Source organism: Pseudomonas sp. FW305-7, from assembly GCF_058786735.1.
The window spans coordinates 105,371-131,562 of the sequence record NZ_JBYSZA010000004.1 but is presented as its reverse complement, the minus strand read 5'-3'; the positions used below and the strand labels follow the sequence as shown (position 1 = coordinate 131,562).

The window sequence follows — 26,192 nt, the reverse complement described above, 5'->3', positions numbered from 1 at the left end:
AAGAGGGGCTGCTGAGGGTCAACCGAACGAATCGGCAAAAAGGGAACCGTGCGCCGAAAAAATCACACGCTCGGCCCGACGCTGACCCACCAGTTGAAGGTTTTATCGACACGAATGGGCAGCGCCGCTTCCAACAAACGCAGGGCTTGATCGGTATCCTTGAGCGGGAACGAGCCCATCACCGGCAGACTCGCCACGACCGGATCGCAGTGCAGATGCCCCGGGCGATAACGGCTCAATTCTTCAATCAACTCGCCCAGCGGCAGGTTGTCCGCCAGCAACAGGCCCTGACGCCAGGCCTCGCGGGACGGGCTGGCCGGAGCTGTGTTGCCCAGGCGCTCGATGCTGAAGGCCAGTTGTTGGCCGGCCTGCACAACCAGGCTTGCGCCTTGCTGGTTACGCACCTCGACCGCGCCCTGATAGACATTGAGCAAGGTATTGCGCTCGTTCTGGCGCACGCTGAACCGCGTGCCCAGTGCGCGCATCCGGCCGTGCTCGGTATCGACCAGAAAGGCGCGGCCCAGCTCCTTGGCGGTGTCGATCAGCACTTCACCGGCATGCAATTGCAACAGGCGTTGCGTGGCGTCAAATCGCACATTCACGGCGCTCAGGGCGTTGAGCCAGATGCGGCTGCCGTCGCTGAGGGTGGCCTCGCGGGTTTCTCCAGTGCCTGTCGACAGATCCGCGCTGAGGCGTTCGACCATCGGCGTACTGCGCCACGCGGCCCAACCGGTCAGCCCGGTCGCCGCCAGAATTAACAGCCCTTTGAGCGACTGTCGACGGCTGATCGAGGTGCGTGTGCTGGTGCGCAGGGTGTGGCTGATAGCGTGGGCCTCGTTATCGCCCTGCAACGGCGCAAAGCGCTGGCCGACGCGTTCGACATAACGCCAGGCAGCCTGATGCTCAGGGCTTTGCGCCAGCCACGCCTGCCAGCTCAGGCGCTCGTGCTCGGCGACGTGGTCGTCATGCAACTGCACGTACCACTGCGCCGCTTGCTCAAGGCTGGTGTGGCTGAGCTTGTTCACCGGGCTATTCAATCAGCAAACCATCGAGTTCGGCTTCGAGCATGGCGCAATGCATCATCGCCTGAGCCAGGTATTTCTTGATCATCCGCTCGCTGACGCCGAGCTGTTCGGCGATCAGTTTGTAGGGCATGCCATGCAGCTGCGCGAGGATGAACGCATCGCTGACCCGCTGTGGCAGACGCTGCAACATGGCGTCCACTTCGTGCAGGGTTTCGACGATGATCGCCTGTTGCTCGGGCGAGGGCTGCAAGTCCGCCGGGCGACTGGCGAGTGTTTCCAGCCAGGTCTGCTCCAGTTGCCGACGTCGCCAGTGATCGACGCACAGGCCCCGGGCAATGGTCGCCAGATAGGAGCGTTCGTGAACTTCGCCATTGAAGGTTTGCGGGCGTTTGAGTACGCGGATGAAGGTGTCGTGCGCCAGATCCGCGGCATCCATCGCGTTGCTCAGGCGCCGACGCAATAGCTCATGCAGCCAGCGGTGATGGCTGAGGTAGAGATTCTGCACGAGAGAGGCGTCGGCGACCGTCATCAGAGCAAGCGTCCAGAGCGACCGTTTCGGGTCTAAATAAGAATGGGTCGCGATTAAAGCAAAAGGACGGATGGTGTGCAAATGATATTGGTTTGCTTTTGGGTGGTTGGGATGTCGGGCGTGGAGTTGTGTAGTCTTAATGACAATTCAGTGAGTCAAAATGACTTTTATTGATCTGGGTCAAATTGACTCTTTTTTTCGCAAGTAGCTGATTTTATGGGGGAGGAAATCTGGCACAAGAATTGACACGGCTTCTGTACCTACTCAGGAGTACCGCGCTATGTTCACCTTCCTCGAAAGTCCGCTGAACGTTCTGCACCTGTCGAGCAAAGTGCTCGTCGCTGGCCTGATTGTCTTGCTGGCGGGTATTTACGGCGCTTATCTGTATCAAGGCAACATGCCGATCGCGCTGCTGGTGGCCATGCACGCCATGACCATCCTCGGCCCGACCTTGCTGAAAATCGGCTACGTCATGCGCCTGCTGGCGCAGTACCAGACTCGCCGCACACTCGCCATCCACTGAATTCCTGTGGGAGCTGGCTTGCCAGCGATGAGGCCAGCAGCCATGACATCAAGGTTGCCTGACCCAACGCCATCGCTGGCAAGCCAGCTCCCACAAGTGCGGGGCGTATGCAAGACCCATGTCTCGACGATGATTCCTGCATCATCGGCGTTCAGCGATCATCAGCAACGACTGCGACACCGGGCTCTGCGGGTGCTGGGGTTCTTGCAGTCCGATCAAACGAAAACCCGCCATGTCGAGCGCATTAAGCCAGCTCGACAAGGTGCGGAAATACCAGGGCATCGGCTGCCACTGGCCCTTGAAGCCGTCGAAACTTTCCTCGCGCCAACCATCCTGATAATCACCTGCCGCAGCCGCCCACGGGTGCAGCGTCTGAATTACCAGCGCACCACCGGGCACCAGCAACGCATTCATCGCGGCGAGCAACGGGATGATGTCTTGATGCAGCAGCGAGAAGTTGGCGCAGATCAGGTCGTAGTCGCGTCCGATGTCCACCGTCGCCTCGACCAACGCCTCATAAGTGGCGACATGCACCGCCGAAGCTCCGGCCACCCGTGCAGCCTCGATCAGCGTCGCATCGCCATCCACGCCTGTCGCGTCGATGCCGCGATCTGCCAACGCCCGCAACAACCAGCCTTCGCCGCAACCAAGGTCAAGCACGCGTGCTGGTTGTCGGCCCATGATCGCCAGCAGAATCGCCTGGTCGGTGATCTGCTGACGGCTTTCAATCGCGCCGCTGCGGATCACCTCGATCCAGGCGTGGGCGTTGTCGTGCCAGCTCTGCAAAAGGGTGGATTCGGGGGAGGGCATGTCGTGGTCCGATGCGGTGCAAAAAAATCAGTATGGACGCCGGATTGAAGATCGCCATGCAGGACGTGCCAGCCCTGCATGGCGATCCGTCTGGCAACGACTACGGCAGTCGTAGCTTATCCAGTAATCGATTGACCAATAGCTCGTTCAACATGATCACCTGTTGCAGCGCCAGCAACGGTTTGCGCTCCGGGCCACCTACGGAGTTGGCGATATTGCCGGCCATGGCGTGGGCGTATGAAAGCGATTCACAGGCCTCGACCAGCAGGGTTTCGTCATCCAGCGTGGGGTCGACGAGATAGACGGGGCGAAACTTGGGCGATGCTGGCGGAGCCGCCAGGTCTTCGGGCTTGAGGTAGTAGTCGAGGGCGCGATCAGTCGCTTCTTTGACCTTTTGCGGGTCAAGCGCGGGGTCGTGGGGGATGGGATCGGTGGACGGTGGGTTTGGCGTGATTTTGAACATAGATAAAGCTCCAATTTAAAAAATGGGAGCCATCACCCTCGCTACCAAACGGCGGGTGGCGGCCATGCGCAGGTTGGTAGACCGGTTAAATTGGGAAACCCGGCGCTCACAGAGGAGCCCCACGCATGCCCACCATCAAAGCTGTACCTCAAAAAAGAGACAGCATCGAAGGTGTCGCAACAACGACAATTTAAAGCGGGCTACCAAACCCGATCACTGTTTTTCAGTGACAGGGAAACGATATAGCCCGGCCCATAGCCGTGTAAGCCGGCGGATTCTGGCGCACGCGTAGGTAACGGCGCAAGGTCTTGTAGGTAGGATGGCGTAACGGTTTGTGTGCTTTAAACGCGATCACGGCTTTGTGTTTATTGATGAGAATACGGGATGGCGGGGCTTTGGGTTCTGGGGTGTGTCAGTGGGAATCCCCCTCACCCCAGCCCTCTCCCCCAAAGGGGGCGAGGGGGAAAGGGAGCCGATCTCCATGTACTCCAGAACCTGATTTCAACTCGATATTTCAGGTCGGCGTATTTCGAGCATCCAGCTCGGTCAGTTCCCGCTACCTCTGGGAGAGGGTTAGGGTGAGGGCTGTCGTCTGGATGATCGGTAATTTCAAATTCTGAAGTGGAGGTGAGACATGAATCGATTGACTGGTGGTTGCCTATGCGGCGACGTCCGTTTCGAAGTGACAGGTCAGCCCTATCGCGTCGGCATTTGCCACTGTCTCGACTGCCGCAAACGCCACGGCGCGCTGTTCGGCACCTCGGCAATATTCCCCGAAGATGCGTTGAAGGTCACCGGCGAAACCCGCGACTATAACGGGCGCTTTTTCTGCCCGCGCTGCGGCTCTCCGGTGTTCACGCGTTCGGCGGATGAAGTCGAGGTCAACGTCGGTTCACTCGATCAACCCAATCAGTTCAAGCCTACTTACGAACTCTGGACCATCCGCCGCGAGTCATGGCTGTCGGCGCTGCCATTGGCTCACCATTACGAGCGTGATCGTGAAAGTTCAGGGCGCACAGAGGAGTAATGGGGCCCTTGTGGTAACCGAGATGGATGTCATCTCACAAAACCTGTGGGAGCTGGCTTGCCAGCGATAGCAATCTGTCAGACACATCAATGCTGGGTGTGCCGTCGTCATCGCTGGCAAGCCAGCTCCCACAGGGGACCGCGAACAAGATTACAAATGTCAGCCGCGAATAAAGGCCAACAGATCAGCGTTGATCGTCTCGGCCTCCGTTGTAGGCATCCCGTGCGGGAACCCCGGATACGACTTCAACGTGCCATTGGGCAGCAGTTTCGCCGACAAAGGGCCGGAGTTCGCGTACGGCACAATCTGATCATCCTCGCCGTGCATCACCAACACCGGCACGGTGACTTTCTTCAAGTCTTCGGTGAAATCGGTCTGCGAGAACGCCACGATTCCGTCGTAATGCGCCTTAGCGCCGCCGATCATGCCCTGACGCCACCAGTTCGCAATGATCCCCTCGGAAGGAATCGCCCCCGGCCGGTTGTAGCCATAAAAAGGCCCGCTCGGAATATCCCGATAAAACTGCGCCCGATTCGCCGCGAGTTGCGCCTGAAAATCATCGAATACCGATTTCGGTAAACCGCCCGGATTGCTTTCAGTCTGCACCATCAACGGCGGCACGGCGCTGATCAGCACGCCTTTGGCAACGTTGTCCTGTCCATGCCGGGCGATGTAATGGATGACTTCACCGCCGCCAGTGGAGTGGCCGACATGCACGACGTTCTTCACGCCCAGGTGATTGACCACCGCCAACGCATCATCGGCGTAGTGATCCATATCGTGGCCGTCCCAGACCTGGCTCGATCGCCCATGCCCACGGCGATCATGGGCAATGACCCGAAAGCCCTTGCCGAGAAAGAACAGCATCTGCGCATCCCAGTCATCCGAACTCAGTGGCCAGCCGTGGTGAAAATGAATCACCGGGGCGTCTTTCGGGCCCCAGTCTTTGTAAAAGATGTCGACGCCGTCTTGGGTGGTGACAAATCCCATGCTCGCTACTCCTGACCAATGTGATGGATAACCCGCGCAGTGTTCGCGGACCGGTTTCGCTCATGCAGCGTGGCTGGCTCGGTGAGAGCCGTTATCAACTGTAGGATTAAAGTCGACATCTGCATGACCGGTGGTCGCAACGTCTGGCTTCAAACGCAAATTACGCTTAGCTGAAAGGGATAAGCCGAGGCGCGCGCAGGCTGTTGTGGCCGCAGCGACGCCCCTTCAGAACACCGTGAGTCTGAGGAAATCCCCCGATGCTGACCTTGAATATCAATGGCAAGGATCAGGAGCTCGATGTCCCCGCGGACATGCCGTTGCTCTGGGTCCTGCGCGATGTCGCGCACCTGACCGGCACCAAATTCGGCTGTGGCATGGCCCAGTGCGGCGCCTGCACGGTGCATGTTGACGGGGCGCCGTTGCGCGCCTGTATCACCCCGGCCACCGCCGTCGCCCACGGGCAGAAAATCCTCACCATCGAAGGCTTGTCCACGGACGGCTCGCACCCGGTGCAGCAAGCCTGGGCCGAACTCGACGTGGTGCAGTGCGGTTACTGCCAGTCGGGGCAGATCATGTCGGCCGCCGCGCTATTGGCGAAAATCCCCAAGCCCACTGACAGCGATATCGATCAGGGGCTTTCCGGCAATATCTGCCGCTGCGGCACTTATCCAAGAATTCGCGCAGCCGTGAAGCGTGCGTCCGAAATTGGCTGATGGGGGATAGACGATGAACAGTCCTGTATCGCGTCGCGGTTTTCTCAAGGGCAGCGCTGTGTTGGGCGGTGGGTTGGTGGTGGCGTTTGTCGTCCCCAGCGGTCACAAATTTGCCTTTGCGGCGGAGAATGAGGGCAAGGTTTTTGCGCCGAATGCCTTCCTGCGGATTGCCGCTGATAACAGCGTCACGGTGCTGCTCGGCCATTCGGAGATGGGCCAGGGCATCTGGACCGGCCTGACCATGCTGATTGCCGAAGAGCTGGACGCCGACTGGTCGAAAATTCGCGTCGAACACTCGCCCGCATCCGCAGCCGATTACGGTATGCCCGGGTTTGGCGGTATGCAGATTACCGGCGGTTCGACGTCGACCTGGATGGAGTTTGATCGCTATCGATTGGCGGGCGCGACGGCGCGGCAGATGCTGGTGGAAGCGGCGGCCAAGCGTTTCGACGTGGCGCCCTCGACGATTCGCACCGAGTCGGGCGTGGTGATTGCCGGCGACAAGCGTGCGACCTACGGCGAACTGGCGGACGCCGCTGGGCAACTGCCTGTGCCGGATCCGAAGTCGATCACCTTCAAGGAAGCCAAGGACTGGAAAGTCATCGGTAAACCGACCAAGCGCCTCGACACCCCGGAGAAAATCACCGGCCGCGCCAAGTTCGGCATGGACGTGCAATTCGAGGGCTTGATGACGGCCATGGTCGCCCGTGCGCCCGTGTTCGGGGCGACGGTCAAATCCTTTGAAGGCGCCGAAGCACTGGCGGTGCCCGGCGTACACAAAGTGCTGCAGGTGCCGACCGGTGTGGCGGTGATTGCTGATCACTACTGGGCCGCGAAACTCGGCCGTGATGCGCTGAAAGTAGATTGGGACCTGGGGCCGAATGCGGAACTGAGCAGTGAAAAATTGCTGGAAAGCTTTCGTAAGCTGGCCACCACGCAGGGTACTTCAGCCAGTCAGGCCGGGGATGCCAAAGGCAACTTCAGCAAAGCGGCGAAGAAGATCGACGTTGAGTACAGCGTGCCGTTTCTGGCACATGCACCGATGGAACCGCTCAACTGCACCGTGAAGATCAGCGCCGAGAAATGCGAAATCTGGACCGGCACGCAGTTTCAGACGCTGGATCAAATGGTCGCCGGCAAAATCACCGGGCTCAAGCCTGAACAGGTCGAGATTCACACCGAATTCCTCGGCGGCGGTTTTGGCCGCCGCGCCAACCCGACTTCGGACTTTGTCGCCGAAGCCGTGCAAGTGGCGAAAGCCGCGGCGATGCCGGTGAAAACCGTGTGGTCGCGTGAAGACGACATTCGCGGTGGCTATTACCGTTCGATGTTTTTGCATCAGGCGCGCATCGGCCTAGGTGCCGATGGCATGCCGCAGAGTTGGCAGCATGTGTTGGTCGGGCAGTCGATCATGACCGGCACGCTGATGGAAGCGACCATGGTCAAGAACGGCATCGACCCGACATCGGTCGAAGGCGTTGCCGACAGCCCTTACGTCAAGGGTCTGGCCCATCATCAGGTCGATCTGCATTCGCCGCAGACCGGGATCAACGTGCTGTGGCTGCGTTCCGTGGGGCATAGCCACACGGCATTCGTCATGGAATCGCTGATCGATGAAATGGCCACGGCGGCGGGCAAGGACCCGGTCGAATACCGACGAACACTGCTCAAGGAACACCCGCGGCATTTGGCTGTTTTGAATCTGGCAGTGGAGAAGGCCAACTGGACAGCGCCGCTGCCGGACGGACACGCGCTCGGTGTGGCGGTGCATGAATCATTCGGCAGTTATGTCGCGCAGGTCGCGGAGGTATCCCAAGACAATCTGGCGATCCGCGTGCACCGTGTGGTGTGCGCGGTGGATTGCGGGATTGCGGTCAACCCGCAAAGCATCGCCGCGCAGATGGAGTCGTGCATCACCTTCGGCCTGGGCATGGCGCTGCACAGCAAGCTGACGCTCAAGGACGGCATGGTCAAACAGTCCAACTATCACGATTATCAGGTGCTGCGGCTCAACGAGATGCCGGTGGTCGAAGTGCACATCGTACCGAGCAGCGACAAACCCGGCGGCATCGGCGAGGCCGGTGTACCGCCGACGGCTCCAGCGGTGGCCAACGCGGTGTACGCCCTGACCGGGCAACGCCTGCGCGAACTGCCACTGCAACTGTCGGGGGTGTGAGATGAAACGACATCTGCTGTTGGGCGCGGTAGTTTTGCTGGGGCTGGGCGGCTATGCCTCGGACCTGTTTGCCGATGATCAGCAAGCCTTGAAGGCTTTCGACACGATTCAAAAAGTCTTCCAGAGTCCGCGTTGCCAGAATTGCCACATTCCCGGGGATTCGCCGCTGCAGTTTGACGCCGGCATCCCCCACGCGATGAACGTGGTGCGCGGCATGGACGGCAAGGGCGCCGCCGGTTTGCCTTGCGCCACCTGTCACGCCGAAAGCAACCCGCCCGCCAGTTACGGCCCCCATGCACCACCGGGCGCGCCGCACTGGAGCCTGCCGCCGGCCGCGCACAAAATGGCCTGGATCGGCCTGCCGCCAGACAAGCTCTGCGCGATGATCAAGGATCGTTCCAGCAATGGCGACCGCGATTTTGCCGCGCTGCTCAAACACGTCAGCGAGGACAAGCTGGTGCTGTGGGGCTGGAACCCCGGGGCAGGGCGCGCGCCGGTGCCGGTACCGCACGATATATTCGTGAACCAGTTCAAGCTCTGGGCCGATGCGGGCGGGCCATGTCCGGTGGCGGGCAGTTGATGGGGTGCCATCGGCCATTAAGCGCTACTCTAAAGGCCATTGATGCCAATGGAGTGTGTGATGCTGGTTCCCGGAAAACCCGCCAATGAAGCAGCGCGAATCCAAGTGCTGCACGGTCTCGACCTTCTCGACTCGGCGCCTGAAGAGCGTTTCGACCGGCTGACACGGCTGGCCAGACGCCTGTTCAACGTGCCGATCGCCCTGGTGACGCTGGTGGACAAGGATCGCCAGTGGTTCAAGTCCTGTGTGGGGCTCAACGCCACGGAAACCTCGCGAGACGTTTCCTTCTGTGGTCACGCGATCCTCAATGACGACCTGCTGCTGGTGCGCGATGCCCGCGAGGACGAACGCTTCCACGACAATCCGCTGGTCACTGGCGAGCCGAACATTCGTTTCTATGCCGGCTACCCGCTGACCGTGCCCAATGGCAATAAGATGGGCACGTTGTGCCTGATCGACACCAAACCCCGTGACCTCGACGAAGAAGAGCGCGCACTGCTGCGGGATCTGGCCGAGATGGCCGAGCAAGAGCTGACGGCCGTGCAAATGGCGAGCATGGACGAGCTGACGTTGCTGTCCAACCGTCGCGGCTTCAAGCAGTTGGCCCAGCATGCGCTGGACGCCTGTGCGCGACTGGAGAAACCGGCGACGTTGCTGTTTTTTGACTTGAATGATTTCAAACAGATCAACGACCTCTACGGCCATGCCGAAGGTGACAGCGCGTTGAAAACCTTCGCCGACGTATTGCGCATCGCCTTTCGCGAAAGCGACGTGGTCGGGCGCCTCGGTGGTGATGAATTCGTCGCACTTCTGACCGGTTCCAGCCATATCGAAACCACCGCAATCATGGCGCGACTCAAGGAAATACTTGAAGAGCGCAATGCTACGTTGCACCGCGGTTATGCGATTCGCTTCAGCGTGGGTCAGATCGAATACGACCCAAAACGCCACGAAAGCGTCGACCGCTTGCTGGCGGATGCGGATGGCGCGATGTATGCGCACAAGCAGGCCCTGAAACGTATCTAGCCAGGACGCCATCGCTGGCAAGCCAGCTCCCACAGGTTTCTCGGGTGTTCACAAAGTCCCGGTTCACTGCAGATTCCTGTGGGAGCTGGCTTGCCAGCGATGGCGTCTGCCCGTTCAACTTTCATTGACTGACCTACCGCTATCGCGAGCAGGCTCACTCCTACAGGGGGATTTGGGGCGTGGCGGGAATAGTGGGCGCACAAAAAACCCGCCTGAGAGGCGGGTTTTTTTATTGGCTAACCGAAGATCACTCTTCGATGTTGCCCATCGCGGTGGTGTTGAAACCGCCGTCGACGTACATGATTTCACCGCTGATGCCCGACGCCAGGTCGGAGCACAGGAAGGCGCCGGCGTTGCCGACTTCGTCGATGGTGACGTTGCGACGCAGCGGGGTTTGCGCTTCGTTGGCGGCCAGCATCTTGCGGAAGTTCTTGATGCCGGAAGCGGCCAGAGTACGGATCGGGCCAGCCGATACGCAGTTGACGCGGGTGCCGTCCGGGCCCAGGGAGCCGGCCAGGTAACGGACGCCAGCTTCCAGCGAAGCCTTGGCCATGCCCATCACGTTGTAGTTAGGCATGGTGCGCTCGGCGCCCAGGTACGACAGGGTCAGCAGGCTGCCGTTGCGACCTTTCATCATTTCGCGGCCGGCTTTGGCCAGGGCCACGAAGCTGTAGGCGCTGATGTCGTGAGCGATACGGAAACCGTCACGGGTGGTGGCTTCGGTGAAGTCGCCGTCCAGTTGGTCGCCCGGGGCGAAGCCAACGGAGTGGACGATGCAGTCCAGGCCGTCCCACTTCTTGCTCAGCGCTTCGAAGACCTTGGCGATTTCTTCATCGCTGGCCACGTCGCACGGGAAGCACAGCTCAGGGCTCGAACCCCAGCCTTGGGCGAATTCTTCAACACGACCTTTCAGTTTGTCGTTCTGATAAGTGAAGGCAAGCTCAGCGCCCTCGCGATGCATGGCGGCAGCGATGCCGGATGCGATGGACAGCTTGCTGGCGACACCGACGATCAGTACGCGCTTACCGGCGAGAAAACCCATGTGTTGCTCCTCTTTCAGGTTATTGCGCAGTGGCTGGTGCCAAAAAAGCGGCTTCCAGCAACTGCTGTGTATACGGATGTTGGGGGGCGGCAAAGATTTCTTGCGCGTCTCCCTGTTCGACCACTTGGCCATGCTTGACCACCATCAACTGGTGGCTCAGCGCTTTAACAACAGCCAGATCATGGCTGATGAACAAATACGTCAGGTTGTACTTGGCTTGCAGTGAACGCAACAGCTCCACCACTTGCCGCTGCACCGTCCGGTCGAGCGCGGATGTCGGCTCGTCCAGCAGAATCAGCGCCGGTTTCAGCACCAGGGCCCGGGCAATGGCGATTCGTTGCCGCTGCCCACCGGAAAATTCGTGGGGGTAGCGGTGCCGGGTTTCCGGATCCAGACCTACCTCCTTCAATGCCGCAATGATCGCCGCTTCCTGCTCGGCGGCGGTACCCATCTTGTGAATCCGCAGGCCTTCGCCAACGATATCGCTGACGCACATACGCGGGCTCAGGCTGCCAAACGGGTCCTGAAACACCACCTGCATCTCCCGACGCAACGGGCGAACCTCGTTCTGCGTCAGGCAGTCTAGCTGCTTGCCTTCAAAACGAATGGCGCCTTTGCTGCCGATCAGCCGCAAAATCGCCAGACCCAGCGTGGATTTGCCGGAACCGCTTTCCCCCACAATCCCCAGAGTCTGACCCTGAGGCAGGCTGAAATTGATGCCGTCCACTGCCTTGACGTAATCCACCGTGCGCTTGAGCAGGCCTTTCTTGATCGGGAACCAGACTTTCAGGTTCTCGACTTCGAGCAGCGGCGCCCCGATTTTATTGCTCGCCGGGCCTCCGCTGGGCTCCGCGCCGAGCAATTCCCGAGTGTACGGATGCTGCGGCGAACGGAACAGCTCTGCGCACGATGCCTGTTCGACGATGCAACCGCGCTGCATGACACATACGCGATGCGCAATTCTTCGCACCAGGTTCAAATCGTGACTGATCAGTAGCAGCGACATGCCCAATCTGGCCTGCAATTCCTTGAGCAAATCGAGGATTTTCAGCTGAACGGTCACGTCCAGAGCCGTGGTCGGTTCGTCGGCAATCAGTAGTTCCGGCTCGTTGGCCAGGGCCATGGCGATCATCACCCGCTGACGCTGACCGCCGGACAATTCGTGGGGCAGGGCCTTGAGGCGCTTGTGCGGCTCGGGGATGCCAACCATCTCCAGCAGCTCCAGCGTGCGCTTGGTCGCGACTTTGCCGGTCAGGCCTTTGTGGATGCCGAGGACTTCGTTGATCTGCTTCTCGATCGAGTGCAGCGGATTCAGCGACGTCATCGGTTCCTGAAAAATCATCGCGATACGATTGCCGCGAATGTGGCGGATGGTTTTTTCGCTGAGGCCCAGCAGGTTTTGCCCGGCATAGTTGATGCTGCCAGCCGGATGACGCGCCATCGGGTAGGGCAGCAGGCGCAGGATCGAGTGTGCCGTCACCGATTTGCCCGAGCCGGATTCGCCGACCAGCGCCAGGGTTTCGCCGCGCTTGATGTCGAAGCTCACGCCTTCGACGACCCGGTGCATACGCTCGCCGAAACCGAATTCGACGGCGAGGTCGCGTACTTCGATCAGATTGTCCTGATTCATTTCACTTCCTCGGGTCGAAGGCATCGCGAGCGGACTCGCCGATAAACACCAGCAAACTCAACATCAGCGCCAGCACGGCAAACGCGCTCATGCCCAGCCACGGTGCTTGCAGGTTGGACTTGCCCTGCGCGACCAGTTCACCCAGCGACGGACTGCCGGCCGGCAAGCCGAAACCAAGGAAGTCCAGCGCGGTGAGGGTGCCGATGGCGCCGGTGAGGATGAACGGCATAAAGGTCATGGTCGAGACCATGGCGTTGGGCAGGATGTGGCGGAACATGATCGCACCGTTCTGCATGCCTAGCGCCCGAGCTGCGCGCACGTATTCGAGGTTGCGGCCACGGAGGAACTCGGCGCGCACCACATCGACCAGGCTCATCCACGAAAACAGCAGCATGATCCCCAGCAGCCACCAGAAATTCGGCTGGACGAAACTGGCCAGAATGATCAGCAAATACAGCACTGGCAAACCCGACCAGATCTCCAGAAAGCGCTGGCCAGCCAGATCGACCCAGCCGCCATAGAAACCCTGCAACGCACCGGCAATCACGCCAATGATCGAACTCAACACGGTCAACGTCAGGGCAAACAGCACCGAAATACGGAAACCGTAAATGACCCGCGCCAGCACATCACGACCTTGATCGTCAGTGCCGAGCAGGTTGTCCGCCGAGGGCGGAGCCGGCGCCGGGACCTTCAGGTCGTAGTTGATGCTCTGGTAGCTGTAGGGGATCGGCGCCCACAACACCCACGCATCCTTGGCCTTGAGCAGTTCGCGGATGTACGGGCTCTTGTAGTTGGCTTCCAGCGGGAATTCGCCGCCGAAGGCGGTTTCCGGGTAGCGCTTGACCGCCGGGAAATACCAGTTGTTGTCGTAATGCACCACCAGCGGCTTGTCGTTGGCGATCAGCTCGGCGCCCAGGCTTAGCCCGAACAGCACCAGAAACAGCCACAGTGACCACCAGCCACGCTTGTTGGCCTTGAACAGTTCGAAGCGGCGGCGGTTGAGAGGGGACAGGTTCATCTCAATGCTCCCGGCTTTCGAAGTCGATGCGCGGATCGACCAGGGTGTAGGTGAGGTCGCCGATCAGTTTCACCACCAGCCCCAGCAGGGTGAAGATGAACAGGGTGCCGAACACCACCGGGTAATCGCGGTTGATCGCCGCTTCGAAACTCATCAGTCCGAGGCCGTCGAGGGAGAAGATCACCTCGACCAGCAACGAGCCGGTGAAGAAAATGCCGATGAACGCCGACGGGAATCCGGCGATCACCAACAGCATGGCGTTGCGGAACACATGGCCGTAAAGCACACGATGACGGGTCAGCCCCTTGGCCTTGGCGGTGACCACGTATTGCTTGTTGATCTCGTCGAGAAAGCTGTTTTTGGTCAGCAGGGTCATGGTCGCGAAGTTGCCGATCACCAGCGCCGTCACCGGCAACGCCAAGTGCCAGAAGTAGTCAAGGATCTTGCCGCCCAGGCTCAGTTCATCGAAGTTGTTCGAGGTCAGCCCGCGTAACGGGAACCAGTCCAGATAACTGCCGCCGGCAAACACCACGATCAGCAGGATCGCAAAGAGGAATGCCGGGATCGCGTAGCCGACGATGATCGCCGAACTGGTCCAGACGTCGAAGTGACTGCCGTGCCGCGTGGCTTTGGCGATCCCCAGCGGGATCGACACCAGGTACATGATCAGCGTGCTCCACAGTCCCAGCGAGATCGACACCGGCATTTTTTCCTTGATCAGGTCGATGACCTTGGCGTCGCGGAAGAAACTGTCGCCGAAATCCAGCTTCGCGTAGTTCTTGACCATGATCCACAGGCGTTCCGGGGCCGATTTGTCGAACCCGTACATGTGCTCGATTTCCTTGATCAGCGCCGGGTCCAGGCCTTGCGCGCCGCGATAGGACGAGCCGGCCACCGACACCTCGGCACCACCGCCGGCAATACGGCTGGTGGCGCCCTCGAAGCCTTCAAGTTTGGCGATCATCTGCTCCACCGGTCCACCGGGCGCGGCCTGGATGATCACAAAGTTGATCAGCAAAATGCCGAACAAGGTCGGGATGATCAGCAACAGTCGTCGAAAAATGTACGCCAGCATCTGATTACTCCGTGCCCACAGGTTCGGCTTGCAGTTGGTTTTGCACTTCTACCGCAGGTTTCGCATCGGGTTTTACCCACCAGGTGTTAATGCCGATGTCGTACTTGGGGGAAACTTTGGGGTGGCCGATGTGGTTCCAGTACGCCACGCGCCACGTCTTGATGTGCCAGTTGGGAACCACGTAATAGCCCCACTGCAACACGCGATCCAGCGCCCGGGCGTGGGCCACCAGATTTTTGCGTGAATCGGCGTTGATCAGGTTCTCGACCAGTTGATCGACGATCGGATCCTTCAAACCCATGGTGTTGCGACTGCTCGGTTTGTCGGCGGCGGCGCTCATCCAGTACTCGCGCTGTTCGTTCCCCGGCGAGTTGGACTGCGGGAAGCTGCCGACCACCATGTCGAAGTCCCGCGAGCGCACACGGTTGATGTACTGCGAGACGTCGACGCGACGGATCACCAGATCGATGCCGAGGTCGCTGAGGTTGCGTTTGAACGGCAGCAACACGCGTTCGAATTCGGTCTGGGCGAGAAGGAACTCGATGACCACCGGTTTGCCGGTGGCGTCGACCATTTTGTCGTCGACGATCTTCCAGCCAGCTTCTTGCAGCAGTTGATAAGCCTCGCGCTGTTGGGTGCGGATCATGCCGCTGGCGTCGGTCTTCGGGTTCTCGAAGGCTTCGCTGAACACCTGCGCCGGCAGCTTGCTGCGGAACGGCTCGAGGATCGCCCGTTGATCGGCATCAGGCAGGCCGGTGGCGGCCATCTCCGAGTTCTCGAAATAGCTGCGGGTGCGGAAGTAGGCACCGTTGAACAGTTGTTTGTTGGTCCATTCGAAGTCGAACAGCAGACCGAGCGCCTGACGCACGCGTGCATCCTGAAACACCGGGCGGCGCAGGTTGAAGACGAAGCCCTGCATGCCGGTCGGATTGCTGTTGGCGATCTGTTCCTTGATCAAGCGACCTTCGGTGACCGCCGGGATGTTGTAGGCGTTGGCCCAGTTCTTCGCGGTCATTTCCAGCCAGTAATCGAACTGGCCGGCCTTCAGCGCTTCGAGGGCGACGGTGTTGTCGCGGTAGTAATCGGTAGTCATCACGTCGAAATTGTAAAAGCCGCGATTGACTGGCAGATCCTTGCCCCAGTAGTCCTTGACCCGTTCGTAACGCACCGAACGGCCGGCCTTCACTTCGGCGACCTTGTATGGGCCACTGCCGAGCGGAATTTCCAGATTACCTTTGCTGAAATCGCGATCGGCCCACCAGTGTTTCGGCAGCACGGGTAACTGGCCGAGAATCAGCGGCAATTCGCGGTTATTGGTGTGCTTGAACTTGAACAGCACCTTGAGCGGGTCTTCGGCGATGACTTCGGCGACATCGCTGTAGTAACCACGAAACAGCGGCGAACCTTCTTTGGTCAGGGTGTTGAAACTGAACACCACGTCCTCGGCGCGTACCGGGTGACCGTCGTGGAAGTGCGCTTCGGGGCGCAGGTAGAAACGCACCCAGCTGTTGTCCGGGGCTTTTTCGATCTGGCGGGCGATCAGGCCGTACTCGGTGAACGGCTCGTCGAGGCTGTGCTTGGTCAGGGTGTCGTAGATCTGCCCGATGTCATCGGCCGGCACGCCTTTGCTGATGAACGGGTTGAGGCTATCGAACCCGCCGAAACCGGCCTGACGGAAGACTCCGCCCTTGGGCGCATCGGCGTTCACGTAATCGAATTGCTTGAAATCGGCCGGGTATTTCGGCGGCTCGTTGTACAGGGTCACGGCGTGCTGCGGGGCGGCGAAGGCCAGCCCTGCGAACAACAGACCGCTGGCCTGCACGAGCAGGGCGCGGATGGGGCTCATTGATCTTTCTCCGAAGATTTCAGCCACCACGCGCTCAAGCCCAGGGTATAGGGCGGCGTGGTGACGAAGGCCAACCGGTTGCGGTAGGCCAGACGGTGATAATTGAGGTACCAGTTGGGAATGCTGTAGTGCTGCCAGAGCAGCACGCGATCGAGCGCCTTGCCGGCGGCGACCTGTTCATCGCGGGTTTGCGCGGCGAGCAATTGTTCAAGCAGGTGATCGACCACAGGATTGGCGATGCCCGCGTAATTCTTGCTGCCCTTGACCCCGACCTGGCTGGAGTGGAAGTACTGCCATTGCTCCAGGCCCGGGCTGAGGGTCTGGTTGAGCGTCATCAGGATCATGTCGAAGTCGAACTGATCGAGGCGCTGTTTGTACTGGGCGCGATCCACCGTGCGCAGGCGTGCATCGATGCCGATGCTATTGAGGTTTTCAATGTACGGCTGGAGGATCCGCTCAAGGTTCGGATTGACCAGCAGCAGCTCGAAACTCAACGGCTGGCCGTTGGCGTTTTGCAGGCGCTGACCGTTGAGCTTCCAGCCGGCCTCGGCGAGCAGGGCCAGGGCTTTGCGCATGGTTTCCCGAGGAATGCCGCGACCGTCGGTTTGCGGCAGGGTGAACGGCTCGGTGAACAACTTGGCCGGCAATTGCTCCTTGTACGGCTTGAGCATCAGCCATTCATGCCCGACCGGCAGGCCCGTCGCGGAAAACTCGCTGTTGGGGTAATAGCTGGTGGTGCGCTTGTAGGCGTCGCTGAACAGTGCGCGGTTGGTCCATTCGAAGTCGAACATCAGGCCCAGCGCTTCGCGGGTCTTCACGTCGGAAAACGTTGCGCGGCGGGTGTTCATGAACAGGCCCTGGCTCTGGGTCGGGATCTGATGCGGGATCTGCGCCTTGATCACGTCGCCACGGCGTATCGCCGGGAAGTTGTAGCCGTTGGCCCAGTTCTTGGCCTGATGCTCGATGTAGATATCGAACTCGCCGGCCTTGAAGGCTTCGAAGGCGACGTCGCTGTCACGGTAGAACTCGACCTCCATGCGATCGAAGTTGTACTTGCCGCGATTGACCGGCAAGTCCTTGCCCCAGTAATCCTTGACCCGTTCGAAGATCAACTGCCGACCCGGTGTCACCGAAGTAATGCGATACGGCCCGCTGCCCAGTGGCGGCTCAAAAGTGGTCGCTTTGAAATCGCGGTCTTTCCAGTAATGCTGCGGCAGCACCGGCAACTCACCGAGACGCAGGATCAACAGCGGATTGCCCGAGCGTTTCATCACGAAGCGAATGCGCTGCTTGTTGAGGATGTCCACCCGCAGCACTTCCTGCAGGGCCGTGCGGTACAGCGGATGACCGTCCTTGAGCAGCGTTCGGTAGGAGAAGGCGACGTCGTAGGCGGTGATGGGTGTGCTGTCGTGAAAGCGGGCTTCGGGGCGCAGATTGAAGACGACCCAGCTGCGGTCCTCGCTGTACTCCACCGATTGCGCGATCAAGCCATAACTGGACGCCGGTTCATCACCGGACGGCGAGTATTGGCCGGTGCCGACCATCAGCGGCTCGTTCAGCTCGTTGATGCCGTACTGGAGGAAATTTGGCGTGGTGACCGGGCTGGTGCCCTTGAAAGTGTAAGGGTTTACCGTATCGAAGGTGCCGAACGCCATCACCCGCAACGTACCGCCCTTGGGCGCTTGCGGGTTGACCCAGTCGAAGTGGGTAAATCTGGCCGGGTACTTGAGCGTGCCGAACTGCGCATAACCGTGACTTTCGGTAATCGTCGCGCTTGCGGTTGAGCTCAAGGCCAGGCTGATCAGGAGCAGGAGGAGGGGACGCTTCAAGTCAGATCCGATCCAGGCGGCTTGGGCTTAGTGGGCCGTACAGTAACAGCTTGTCTGGACAGGAAAAAGATCGGGGGTTAATGGCAGGTTAATCGCTGCGCGATGTTGAGCCTATTTACTTGTGGTGAGGGGATTTATCCCCGATGGGGTGCGGAGCAGCCCTTCTTTGCTCTTCAAGAAGCGGGCTGCTGCACAGTCCATCGGGGATAAATCCCCTCGCCACAGGGTTCCGCCTGGCACAAAACAATCGGCAATAAAAAAGCCCCTGAAATTTCAGGGGCTCTTTTATCAACGCGACTGATAAACCGTAAGCATCTGCCCCGGTTTCAACGCCTTGCCCGCACCCGGATTCCAGCGCTTGAGATGTTGCATCTCAACGTTGAAACGCTTGGCGACCACGTACAGCGTGTCGCCGCGTTTGACCTTGTATTGGGTCTGCTGCTGGCTGTCGTCATTGCCTTTGCTTTTGCTGTTGGCCGCAATTACCGTGTTGACCCGGCCGGACTTGCGCGCCGGAGCGCGCTTGGTGGTGTCCTGCATGACGAGGGTCTGGCCGACCTTGAGGTTCTTGCCGGTCAGCTTGTTCCAGCGCTGCAGATCCTTGACTTCAACCTTGTTGGCCTTGGCGATGGAACCGAGGTTGTCGCCACGCTTCACGCGATAGGCGCGCTTGAGCTGCGCCACTTCCGAAGGATCGGCGCCTTCGAACACCGGTTTCAGTGAACGCGGGCTGATCAGCTCTTCCGGACGCATGGTTTGCAGACTGGCCGTCAGCAATTGCGCCTTCGACGTTGGTACCAGCAGATGCTGAGGGCCGTCGATGGTGGTGCGCTGCTTGAACGCCGGATTGAGCTGGAACAGTTCGTCTTCGTCGATGTTGGCAACGGCAGCAACCTTGGACAGGTCCATGCGCTGGTTGATCTCGACGACCTGGAAGTACGGTTCATTGGCGATCGGGTTGAGGTTGACCCCGTAGGCTTCCGGTGCCAGTACCACTTGCGACAGGGCCAGCAGCTTCGGCACGTACGCCTGGGTTTCCGCCGGCAGCGGCAGGTTCCAGTAATCGGTTGGCAGGCCAAGCTTCTCGTTACGTTCGATGGCGCGGCTGACCGTGCCTTCGCCGGCGTTGTACGCCGCCAGGGCCAGCAGCCAGTCGCCGTTGAACATGTCGTGCAGACGGGTCAGGTAATCCATCGCCGCGGTGGTCGAGGCGGTGATATCGCGACGGCCATCATAGAAACGGGTCTGGCGCAGGTTGAAGTAACGCCCGGTGGAAGGAATGAATTGCCACAGGCCCACCGCATCGGCGCGGGAATAGGCCATCGGGTTGTAGGCGCTTTCAATCACTGGCAGCAGGGCCAGTTCCAGCGGCATGTTGCGTTCTTCGAGGCGTTCGACGATGTAGTGGATGTAGAGACTGCCGCGTTCGCCGGCATTCTCGAGGAAAGAGGGATTACTGGCGAACCACAGGCGCTGTTGCTCGATGCGCGGGTTTACGCCCAGGCCTTCCTGCAACTGGAAGCCTTGGCGCATGCGCTCCCAGATGTCCTGGGGAACCTGTGGGCTGGGCTTCTCGCTCAGCCAGATCGGCTTCTGCTTGGCTCGCGCAGCGATATTCGGCGTATGCGTCGCTTCAGTCTGCGGAGCATGGCTGGAACAGCCCGCCAGCGTGGCGGACACAGCCACCGCAATGGCTTGCGCCAGGCGGGTCAATGCGTCTGAATTGACGGACTTACGTATGGATGACGACATTGGCTGGAAGTAAGTTCCGGGCAAAAATGTCGGGCGATTCTAGAAAGCGCACCCCTTGCGGTCAACCATTCAGAATTTTTGTACCAAGCCGTGAGTCACTTAGAACTTATCTTTCCATGCCCGCAGGGCCGCAAAAACCTCACTCGGCGCCCGGTTTTGAGCGCCTGTCCGTTCGTCCACTTTTTGTGTAACTAATGTTTCAGAGGTGCGCAAAAACGGATTTGTGAGCTTTTCCAGGGCAAGGGTCGAGGGCAGGGTCATGACGCCGTTCTGCCGTTGCTGGATGACTTTTTCCAGACGGGCGGCAATGTCCGGGTTACTCGGCTCGACGGCAGCGGCAAACTTGAGATTGCTCAGGGTGTATTCGTGGGTGCAGTAGACCAGCGTATCTTCAGGCAACGCGGCGAGGCGGCTCAGCGAATGATGCATTTGCTCTGGAGTACCCTCGAACAAGCGGCCGCAACCGGCTGCAAACAGAGTGTCACCGCAGAACAGCAGGCCGTGGTGATAATAGGCAATGTGTCCCAAGGTGTGACCGGGCACCGCATAGACATCGAAGTCCCAGCCGAGCACGCTGACGTTGTCGTTATCCTTGAGGGCCACGTCCCGTGCCGGGATGTTTTCGCTGGCCGGGCCGTAAACTTTCGCACCGGTCGCCGCTTTCAAGCGTTCGACGCCACCGACGTGGTCATGGTGATGGTGGGTGATCAGAATGTCGCTCAGTACCCAGCCCGGATGGGCGGCGAGCCAGGCCTGGACGGGCGCGGCATCGCCCGGATCGACCACCGCGCAGCGTTGGCTGCGGTGATCCTGTAACAACCAGATGTAGTTGTCGGTGAACGCGGGCAGGGCACTGATCTGTATCATCGTCGGAATTCGCCAAGCGGAAAACATTGGCGCATCTTAGTAGTTCCTGGCGCGTTGGAGAATGACATGACCGATAAAGCGTTCGCTCAGGCCGATCCCGACTGGCTGGCGTTGATCAGCGCCGCCCGCGAATGGCTGTCGGGCCCGCTCGGGCAGTTTCTGCTCGATGAAGAGCGGCGCATGCTCGAAGACGAGCTGGGCCGGTTCTTTGGTGGTTATCTGGTGCATTACGGGCCATCCGCCGAAACCCCGCCGGCAGCGCCGCAAGTGCAGCGTAATGTGCGCCTCGGTGCGCCGTTGCCCGGTGTCGAAATCGTCTGCGAAGAGCAAGCCTGGCCGCTCAGCGAACATGCTGCCGATGTCGTAGTAATGCAGCACGGTCTGGATTTCTGTCTGTCGCCCCACGGTTTGCTGCGTGAAGCGGCGAGCAGCGTGCGCCCCGGCGGGCATCTGCTGATCATCGGCATCAACCCCTGGAGCACTTGGGGCCTGCGTCACGTATTCGCCCACGATGCCTTGCGTCAGGCCCGTTGCATCTCGCCATCACGGGTCGCCGACTGGCTCAATCTGCTGGGCTTTGCGCTGGAGAAACGCCGCTTCGGGTGCTATCGTCCGCCGCTCGCGTCGCCCAAGTGGCAGGCCCGTCTGGCCGGCTGGGAGCGCAAGGCCGGTGACTGGCAATTGTCGGGTGGCGGCTTCTATTTATTGGTCGCGCGCAAGATCGTGGTCGGGCTGCGGCCGCTGCGTCAGGAACGTCGCGAGCCGATGGGCAAGCTGATTCCGCTGCCAATGGCCAAGGTCAACCGTCGCCGTATCGAACCGTAAACCTTCTTTTATTTGTGGTCGGGTGTGTCCCGGCCCGGGCTATCGTCGATCCGTGATCGGTGAGGCAAACATTTATTCTGGATAGAGTGGCATGAGCGAAAGCGTTGAAAGCGTCGACACCGTAGAACTGTTCACCGATGGCGCCTGCAAGGGCAACCCCGGCCCGGGCGGCTGGGGCGCGTTGCTGGTGTGCAAGGGCGTCGAAAAGGAACTGTGGGGCGGCGAGGCCAACACCACCAACAACCGTATGGAGTTGCTCGGCGCCATCCGTGGCCTCGAAGCGCTCAAGCGCCCGTGCGAAGTGCTGCTGGTGACCGACTCACAGTACGTGATGAAGGGCATCAACGAGTGGATGGCCAACTGGAAAAAGCGCGGCTGGAAAACTGCTGCGAAAGAACCGGTAAAAAATGCTGACCTGTGGAAGGAGCTGGATGAGCAGGTCAATCGCCACAAGGTCACGTGGAAGTGGGTGCGCGGGCACATTGGGCATCACGGTAACGAGCGGGCTGACCAACTCGCCAATCGTGGCGTAGATGAGGTTCGCGGTTACAAGCAGACCTGAGTCGTTCCTGACGTACTGCGGTGCGGCCATTCTCGAGCAAGCCCGCTGCCACAGGGGCTTTGTGCACGACACAGATCCAATGTGGGAGCGAGCCTGATCGCGAAGAACGATAACGCGGACTCACAGAATCAAAATAGCCTCGGCCAGTTGCTGGTCGGTGTACACCGAATCCTTCAGCACCTCGCGAATCCGCAAAAACGCCGCCTCCATCCGCGCCCCGCGAATCTCCCCGCCACTCCCCACAAACGCCGCCGCATCATCTTTCGCCGCCAGCACAATCTTGTCGTCCTTGAACGATCCGCTGGTGCCTTTGCTGGAGCTGAGAATCAGGCTCATGGTGATGTCGGTGCTGATGACGAAACTGGTGGCATGCGCTTGCGCAATCAGCAAACAGCCGCCCAGCAATAAAACCTGTGCAGTCTTCATGACGCGTTCAAATCCGTGGGAAACAAGCCGCGCACGCTAACAAGTCGATTCCCGGCAGACTTTATGAACATTGCTAATGATTGTTAAAAACTGCATGAGCGCCGATCACCTGGCGGTGCGCGACTCACCCTGCCGGCGTGTTAACATCCGCGTTTTTGCACGATTGACCCGTTGAGAGCTGAGCACTGATGGCCACCAGATCCGTTGTACTCGATACCGAAACCACCGGCATGCCGGTGACCGATGGTCACCGGATTATCGAAATCGGCTGTGTCGAACTGATCGGTCGGCGCCTGACGGGCCGGCATTTTCACGTTTATCTGCAACCGGATCGCGAGAGTGATGAAGGCGCCATCGGCGTCCACGGCATCACCAACGAATTCCTGGTCGGCAAGCCACGTTTTGCCGAAGTCGCCGATGAGTTCTTCGAGTTCATCAAGGGCGCACAGCTGATCATCCATAACGCGGCGTTCGACGTTGGCTTCATCAACAACGAATTCGCCTTGATGGGTCAGCACGATCGCGCCGACATCACGCAGCATTGCTCGATCCTCGACACCCTGATGATGGCTCGGGAGCGTCACCCGGGGCAGCGCAACAGCCTCGATGCGTTGTGCAAACGTTATGGCGTCGACAACTCCGGCCGTGAACTGCACGGCGCTTTGCTCGACTCGGAGATTCTCGCCGACGTTTACCTGACCATGACCGGTGGCCAGACCAGCCTGTCGCTGGCCGGCAACGCGTCGGACGGTAATGGTTCGGGCGAGGGCGCGGACAACTCCGCTACCGAGATCCGTCGTTTGCCTGCTGATCGTCGGCCAAGCCGGATCATTCGTGCCACGGAAGAAGAGCTGGCGGCGCATCAGGTGCGCCTGGAAATCATCGCCAAGTCTGCCGGTGGCCCGGCGCTGTGGACTCAGATTGCCGAGGCTGACGCCCAAGCCTGAGAGATCTTCTGTGGCGAGGGAGCTTGCTCCCGCTCGGCTGCGAAGCAGTCGCAAAACCTGTACACCCGTTTTGTCTGAAAGAGTGCGAAGGGGATGCTTCGCGCCCAAGCGGGAGCAAGCGCCCTCGCAACAAAAGCAGTACGCCGGCGCATGAAGCCAAGTGGCCACCCTCGCGCCTTTCGCTGCAACCCTCTACCCTGAGTGCATTGGCGGATCCGAAACCGCCGCCTCAGGACACTGAGCCCCATGTACAAAGATTTGAAGTTTCCGGTGTTGATCGTCCATCGCGATATCAAGGCCGACACGGTCGCCGGTGACCGTATCCGTGGCATCGCCCGGGAGTTGGAGCAGGAAGGTTTCAGTATCGTTTCGGCCACCGATTACGCCGAAGGGCGTCTGGTGGCTTCGACCCATCATGGCCTCGCGTGCATGCTGATTGCCGCCGAGGACGCCAGCACGAATTCTCATCTGTTGCAGAACATGGCCGAACTGATTGGCCTGGCGCGGGTGCGCGCACCGGATCTGCCGATCTTTGCCTTGGGCGAACAGGTCACTCTGGAGAACGCCCCGGCCGATGCCATGGCCGAACTCAATCAACTGCGCGGCATTCTTTATCTGTTCGAAGACACCGTACCGTTCCTCGCCCGGCAAGTGGCGCGGGCGGCGCGCAAGTACCTGGACGGCCTGCTGCCACCGTTTTTCAAAGCGCTGGTGCAGCACACCGCCGATTCCAATTATTCCTGGCACACCCCCGGTCATGGCGGCGGCGTGGCGTATCACAAGAGTCCGGTGGGGCAGGCGTTCCATCAGTTCTTTGGTGAAAACACGCTGCGTTCGGACTTGTCGGTCTCGGTGCCGGAACTGGGTTCGCTGCTCGATCACACCGGCCCGCTTGCTGAAGCTGAGGCAAGGGCGGCGCGCAATTTCGGCGCCGATCACACCTTTTTCGTGATCAATGGCACCTCGACCGCCAACAAGATCGTCTGGCACTCGATGGTTGCGCGCGACGATCTGGTGCTGGTCGATCGCAACTGCCACAAATCGGTGTTGCACGCGATCATCATGACTGGCGCGATCCCGTTGTACCTGTGCCCGGAGCGTAATGAGCTGGGGATCATCGGCCCGATTCCGCTCAGTGAGTTCAGCCGCGAATCAATCCAGGCCAAGATCGATGCCAGCCCGTTGACCAAGGGCCGCGCACCGAAAGTGAAGCTTGCGGTAGTGACCAATTCGACCTACGACGGGCTCTGCTATAACGCCGAGCTGATCAAGCAGCACCTCGGCAACAGTGTCGAGGTGCTGCACTTCGACGAAGCCTGGTACGCCTACGCGGCGTTTCACGAGTTTTTCGCCGGGCGCTACGGCATGGCCACCTCGCGCAGCGAAGACAGTCCGCTGGTGTTCACCACCCATTCCACGCACAAACTGCTCGCCGCGTTCAGTCAGGCGTCGATGATCCATGTGCAGGACGGCGGCGCGCGGCAACTGGATCGGGATCGTTTCAACGAAGCGTTCATGATGCATATCTCGACGTCGCCGCAGTACAGCATCATCGCCTCGCTGGATGTCGCTTCGGCGATGATGGAAGGCCCGGCCGGGCGCTCTCTGTTGCAGGAAACCTTTGACGAAGCCCTGAGTTTTCGCCGTGCGCTGGCCAATCTGCGCCAGCACATCGCGGCCGATGACTGGTGGTTTTCGATCTGGCAGCCGCCGGGAGTCGAAGGCATCGACCGCGTGCAAACCGCAGACTGGCTGCTGCAGCCGGACGCCGAATGGCACGGTTTCGGCGAAGTCAGTGACGATTACGTCTTGCTCGATCCGATCAAGGTCACGTTGGTGATGCCGGGCCTTAATGCCGGCGGCGCGTTAAGCGAGAAGGGCATCCCCGCCGCCGTGGTCAGCAAGTTCCTCTGGGAGCGCGGGCTGGTGGTGGAGAAGACCGGGCTGTATTCGTTTCTGGTGCTGTTCTCCATGGGCATTACCAAAGGTAAATGGAGCACGCTGCTTACCGAGTTGCTGGAATTCAAACGCAGTTACGACGCCAACGTCAGTCTGGCCACATGCCTGCCGTGTGTCGCCCAGGAAGACACCGCGCGCTATCGCGGCACGGGCCTGCGTGATCTGTGCGATCAATTGCACGCCTGCTATCGCAGCAATGCCACCGCCAAACATCTCAAGCGCATGTACACGGTGCTGCCGGAAATCGCCATGAAACCGGCTTACGCCTACGATCATCTGGTGCGCGGTGAAGTCGAGGCGGTGCCGATCGATGAGCTGGAAGGCCGGGTTGCTGCGGTAATGCTGGTGCCGTACCCGCCGGGCATCCCGTTGATCATGCCCGGCGAGCGCTTTACCGAATCGACCCGCTCGATCATTGATTACCTGAAATTTGCCCGCACGTTCGATAGCAGCTTTCCCGGTTTTGTCGCCGATGTGCATGGACTGCAACATGAAGATGAAGGCAATGGACGGCACTACACCGTCGATTGCGTAAAGGAATGAGGACTT

Annotated in this window: 24 protein-coding genes; 10 read left to right on the top strand and 14 right to left on the bottom strand. The window is 60.0% G+C overall.

The annotated features are described in order from the left end of the window. Positions 1-62 precede the first annotated feature (62 nt). On the bottom strand, positions 63-1,025 hold the full coding sequence (locus AC3WMT_RS07480) for a FecR domain-containing protein (RefSeq protein WP_103303487.1): 963 nt from the start codon (positions 1,023-1,025) through the stop codon (positions 63-65). Between the two features lie 4 nt (positions 1,026-1,029). Further along, positions 1,030-1,554, bottom strand: coding sequence for a sigma-70 family RNA polymerase sigma factor (locus AC3WMT_RS07475; RefSeq protein ID WP_103303488.1), 525 nt, complete (start codon positions 1,552-1,554; stop codon positions 1,030-1,032). A gap of 280 nt (positions 1,555-1,834) precedes the next feature. Here AC3WMT_RS07475 and AC3WMT_RS07470 point away from each other — a divergent pair, with 280 nt between their 5' ends. After that, on the top strand, positions 1,835-2,077 hold the full coding sequence (locus AC3WMT_RS07470) for a transmembrane sensor/regulator PpyR (RefSeq protein ID WP_103303489.1): 243 nt from the start codon (positions 1,835-1,837) through the stop codon (positions 2,075-2,077). 141 nt (positions 2,078-2,218) lie between these two features. Here the strand turns inward: AC3WMT_RS07470 and AC3WMT_RS07465 are convergent, their stop codons facing one another. Continuing rightward, a complete protein-coding gene (locus AC3WMT_RS07465; protein ID WP_103303490.1) occupies positions 2,219-2,887 on the bottom strand; it encodes a class I SAM-dependent methyltransferase in 669 nt (222 codons plus the stop codon). A 100-nt stretch (positions 2,888-2,987) separates the two neighbouring features. Continuing rightward, positions 2,988-3,350 (bottom strand): DUF6124 family protein, encoded by a 363-nt coding sequence (locus AC3WMT_RS07460; protein WP_103303491.1) that lies wholly within the window; start codon positions 3,348-3,350, stop codon positions 2,988-2,990. Between the two features lie 634 nt (positions 3,351-3,984). Between AC3WMT_RS07460 and AC3WMT_RS07455 the strand changes: the two genes are divergently transcribed. Beyond that, entirely contained in the window at positions 3,985-4,377 is a 393-nt protein-coding gene (locus tag AC3WMT_RS07455; RefSeq protein ID WP_103303492.1) for a GFA family protein, read from the top strand. A 159-nt stretch (positions 4,378-4,536) separates the two neighbouring features. On the opposite strand, the gene AC3WMT_RS07450 is transcribed toward AC3WMT_RS07455, so the two are convergent. After that, positions 4,537-5,367 carry an alpha/beta fold hydrolase gene (locus AC3WMT_RS07450; protein WP_103303493.1) on the bottom strand — a complete coding sequence of 277 codons (831 nt, stop codon included), beginning with the start codon at positions 5,365-5,367 and terminating at the stop codon, positions 4,537-4,539. Positions 5,368-5,624: 257 nt separating this feature from the next. Between AC3WMT_RS07450 and AC3WMT_RS07445 the strand changes: the two genes are divergently transcribed. The 4 genes from AC3WMT_RS07445 to AC3WMT_RS07430 are packed head-to-tail and all read left to right on the top strand — an operon-like array spanning position 5,625 to position 9,862. After that, on the top strand, positions 5,625-6,080 hold the full coding sequence (locus tag AC3WMT_RS07445) for a (2Fe-2S)-binding protein (RefSeq protein ID WP_103303494.1): 456 nt from the start codon (positions 5,625-5,627) through the stop codon (positions 6,078-6,080). A 13-nt stretch (positions 6,081-6,093) separates the two neighbouring features. Continuing rightward, positions 6,094-8,256, top strand: coding sequence for a xanthine dehydrogenase family protein molybdopterin-binding subunit (locus AC3WMT_RS07440; protein WP_103303495.1), 2,163 nt, complete (start codon positions 6,094-6,096; stop codon positions 8,254-8,256). A 1-nt stretch (position 8,257) separates the two neighbouring features. Beyond that, positions 8,258-8,836, top strand: a complete 579-nt coding sequence (locus AC3WMT_RS07435; RefSeq protein ID WP_103303496.1) for a hypothetical protein — start codon at positions 8,258-8,260, stop codon at positions 8,834-8,836. A gap of 60 nt (positions 8,837-8,896) precedes the next feature. Beyond that, positions 8,897-9,862 (top strand): GGDEF domain-containing protein, encoded by a 966-nt coding sequence (locus AC3WMT_RS07430; protein ID WP_103303497.1) that lies wholly within the window; start codon positions 8,897-8,899, stop codon positions 9,860-9,862. A gap of 247 nt (positions 9,863-10,109) precedes the next feature. Here AC3WMT_RS07430 and fabI read toward each other — a convergent pair whose 3' ends face one another. The 8 genes from fabI to gloB form a co-directional block, all read right to left on the bottom strand. Further along, complete coding sequence (gene fabI / locus AC3WMT_RS07425) at positions 10,110-10,904, bottom strand: enoyl-ACP reductase FabI (protein ID WP_007910591.1); 795 nt, start codon at positions 10,902-10,904, stop codon at positions 10,110-10,112. 19 nt (positions 10,905-10,923) lie between these two features. Next, a complete protein-coding gene (locus tag AC3WMT_RS07420; protein WP_103303498.1) occupies positions 10,924-12,534 on the bottom strand; it encodes an ABC transporter ATP-binding protein in 1,611 nt (536 codons plus the stop codon). 1 nt (position 12,535) lies between these two features. Further along, the gene (locus tag AC3WMT_RS07415) at positions 12,536-13,555 is read right to left on the bottom strand and encodes an ABC transporter permease (protein WP_103303499.1); all 1,020 of its coding nucleotides are present in this window, start codon (positions 13,553-13,555) and stop codon (positions 12,536-12,538) included. Between the two features lies 1 nt (position 13,556). Further along, on the bottom strand, positions 13,557-14,630 hold the full coding sequence (locus AC3WMT_RS07410; RefSeq protein WP_103303500.1) for a microcin C ABC transporter permease YejB: 1,074 nt from the start codon (positions 14,628-14,630) through the stop codon (positions 13,557-13,559). 4 nt (positions 14,631-14,634) lie between these two features. Further along, complete coding sequence (locus tag AC3WMT_RS07405) at positions 14,635-16,476, bottom strand: extracellular solute-binding protein (protein WP_103303501.1); 1,842 nt, start codon at positions 16,474-16,476, stop codon at positions 14,635-14,637. Continuing rightward, positions 16,473-18,305 (bottom strand): extracellular solute-binding protein, encoded by a 1,833-nt coding sequence (locus AC3WMT_RS07400; RefSeq protein ID WP_103303502.1) that lies wholly within the window; start codon positions 18,303-18,305, stop codon positions 16,473-16,475. The genes AC3WMT_RS07405 and AC3WMT_RS07400 overlap by 4 nt, the downstream gene beginning before the upstream one ends. Before the next feature lie 288 nt (positions 18,306-18,593). Beyond that, entirely contained in the window at positions 18,594-20,057 is a 1,464-nt protein-coding gene (locus AC3WMT_RS07395) for a transglycosylase SLT domain-containing protein (RefSeq protein WP_103303503.1), read from the bottom strand. Positions 20,058-20,156: 99 nt separating this feature from the next. Further along, positions 20,157-20,924, bottom strand: a complete 768-nt coding sequence (gloB, locus tag AC3WMT_RS07390) for a hydroxyacylglutathione hydrolase (RefSeq protein WP_103303576.1) — start codon at positions 20,922-20,924, stop codon at positions 20,157-20,159. Positions 20,925-20,990: 66 nt separating this feature from the next. On the opposite strand from gloB, the gene AC3WMT_RS07385 reads away from it, so the two are divergent. Next, on the top strand, positions 20,991-21,749 hold the full coding sequence (locus tag AC3WMT_RS07385; protein ID WP_103303504.1) for a class I SAM-dependent methyltransferase: 759 nt from the start codon (positions 20,991-20,993) through the stop codon (positions 21,747-21,749). A 91-nt stretch (positions 21,750-21,840) separates the two neighbouring features. After that, complete coding sequence (gene rnhA, locus AC3WMT_RS07380; RefSeq protein ID WP_064390484.1) at positions 21,841-22,311, top strand: ribonuclease HI; 471 nt, start codon at positions 21,841-21,843, stop codon at positions 22,309-22,311. A 120-nt stretch (positions 22,312-22,431) separates the two neighbouring features. On the opposite strand, the gene AC3WMT_RS07375 is transcribed toward rnhA, so the two are convergent. Next, positions 22,432-22,737 (bottom strand): DUF2388 domain-containing protein, encoded by a 306-nt coding sequence (locus tag AC3WMT_RS07375; protein ID WP_103303505.1) that lies wholly within the window; start codon positions 22,735-22,737, stop codon positions 22,432-22,434. A gap of 188 nt (positions 22,738-22,925) precedes the next feature. Here AC3WMT_RS07375 and dnaQ point away from each other — a divergent pair, with 188 nt between their 5' ends. Next, entirely contained in the window at positions 22,926-23,684 is a 759-nt protein-coding gene (gene dnaQ / locus AC3WMT_RS07370; RefSeq protein WP_103303506.1) for a DNA polymerase III subunit epsilon, read from the top strand. Positions 23,685-23,930: 246 nt separating this feature from the next. Further along, positions 23,931-26,186 (top strand): Orn/Lys/Arg family decarboxylase, encoded by a 2,256-nt coding sequence (locus AC3WMT_RS07365; protein ID WP_103303507.1) that lies wholly within the window; start codon positions 23,931-23,933, stop codon positions 26,184-26,186. Positions 26,187-26,192: the final 6 nt, after the last annotated feature.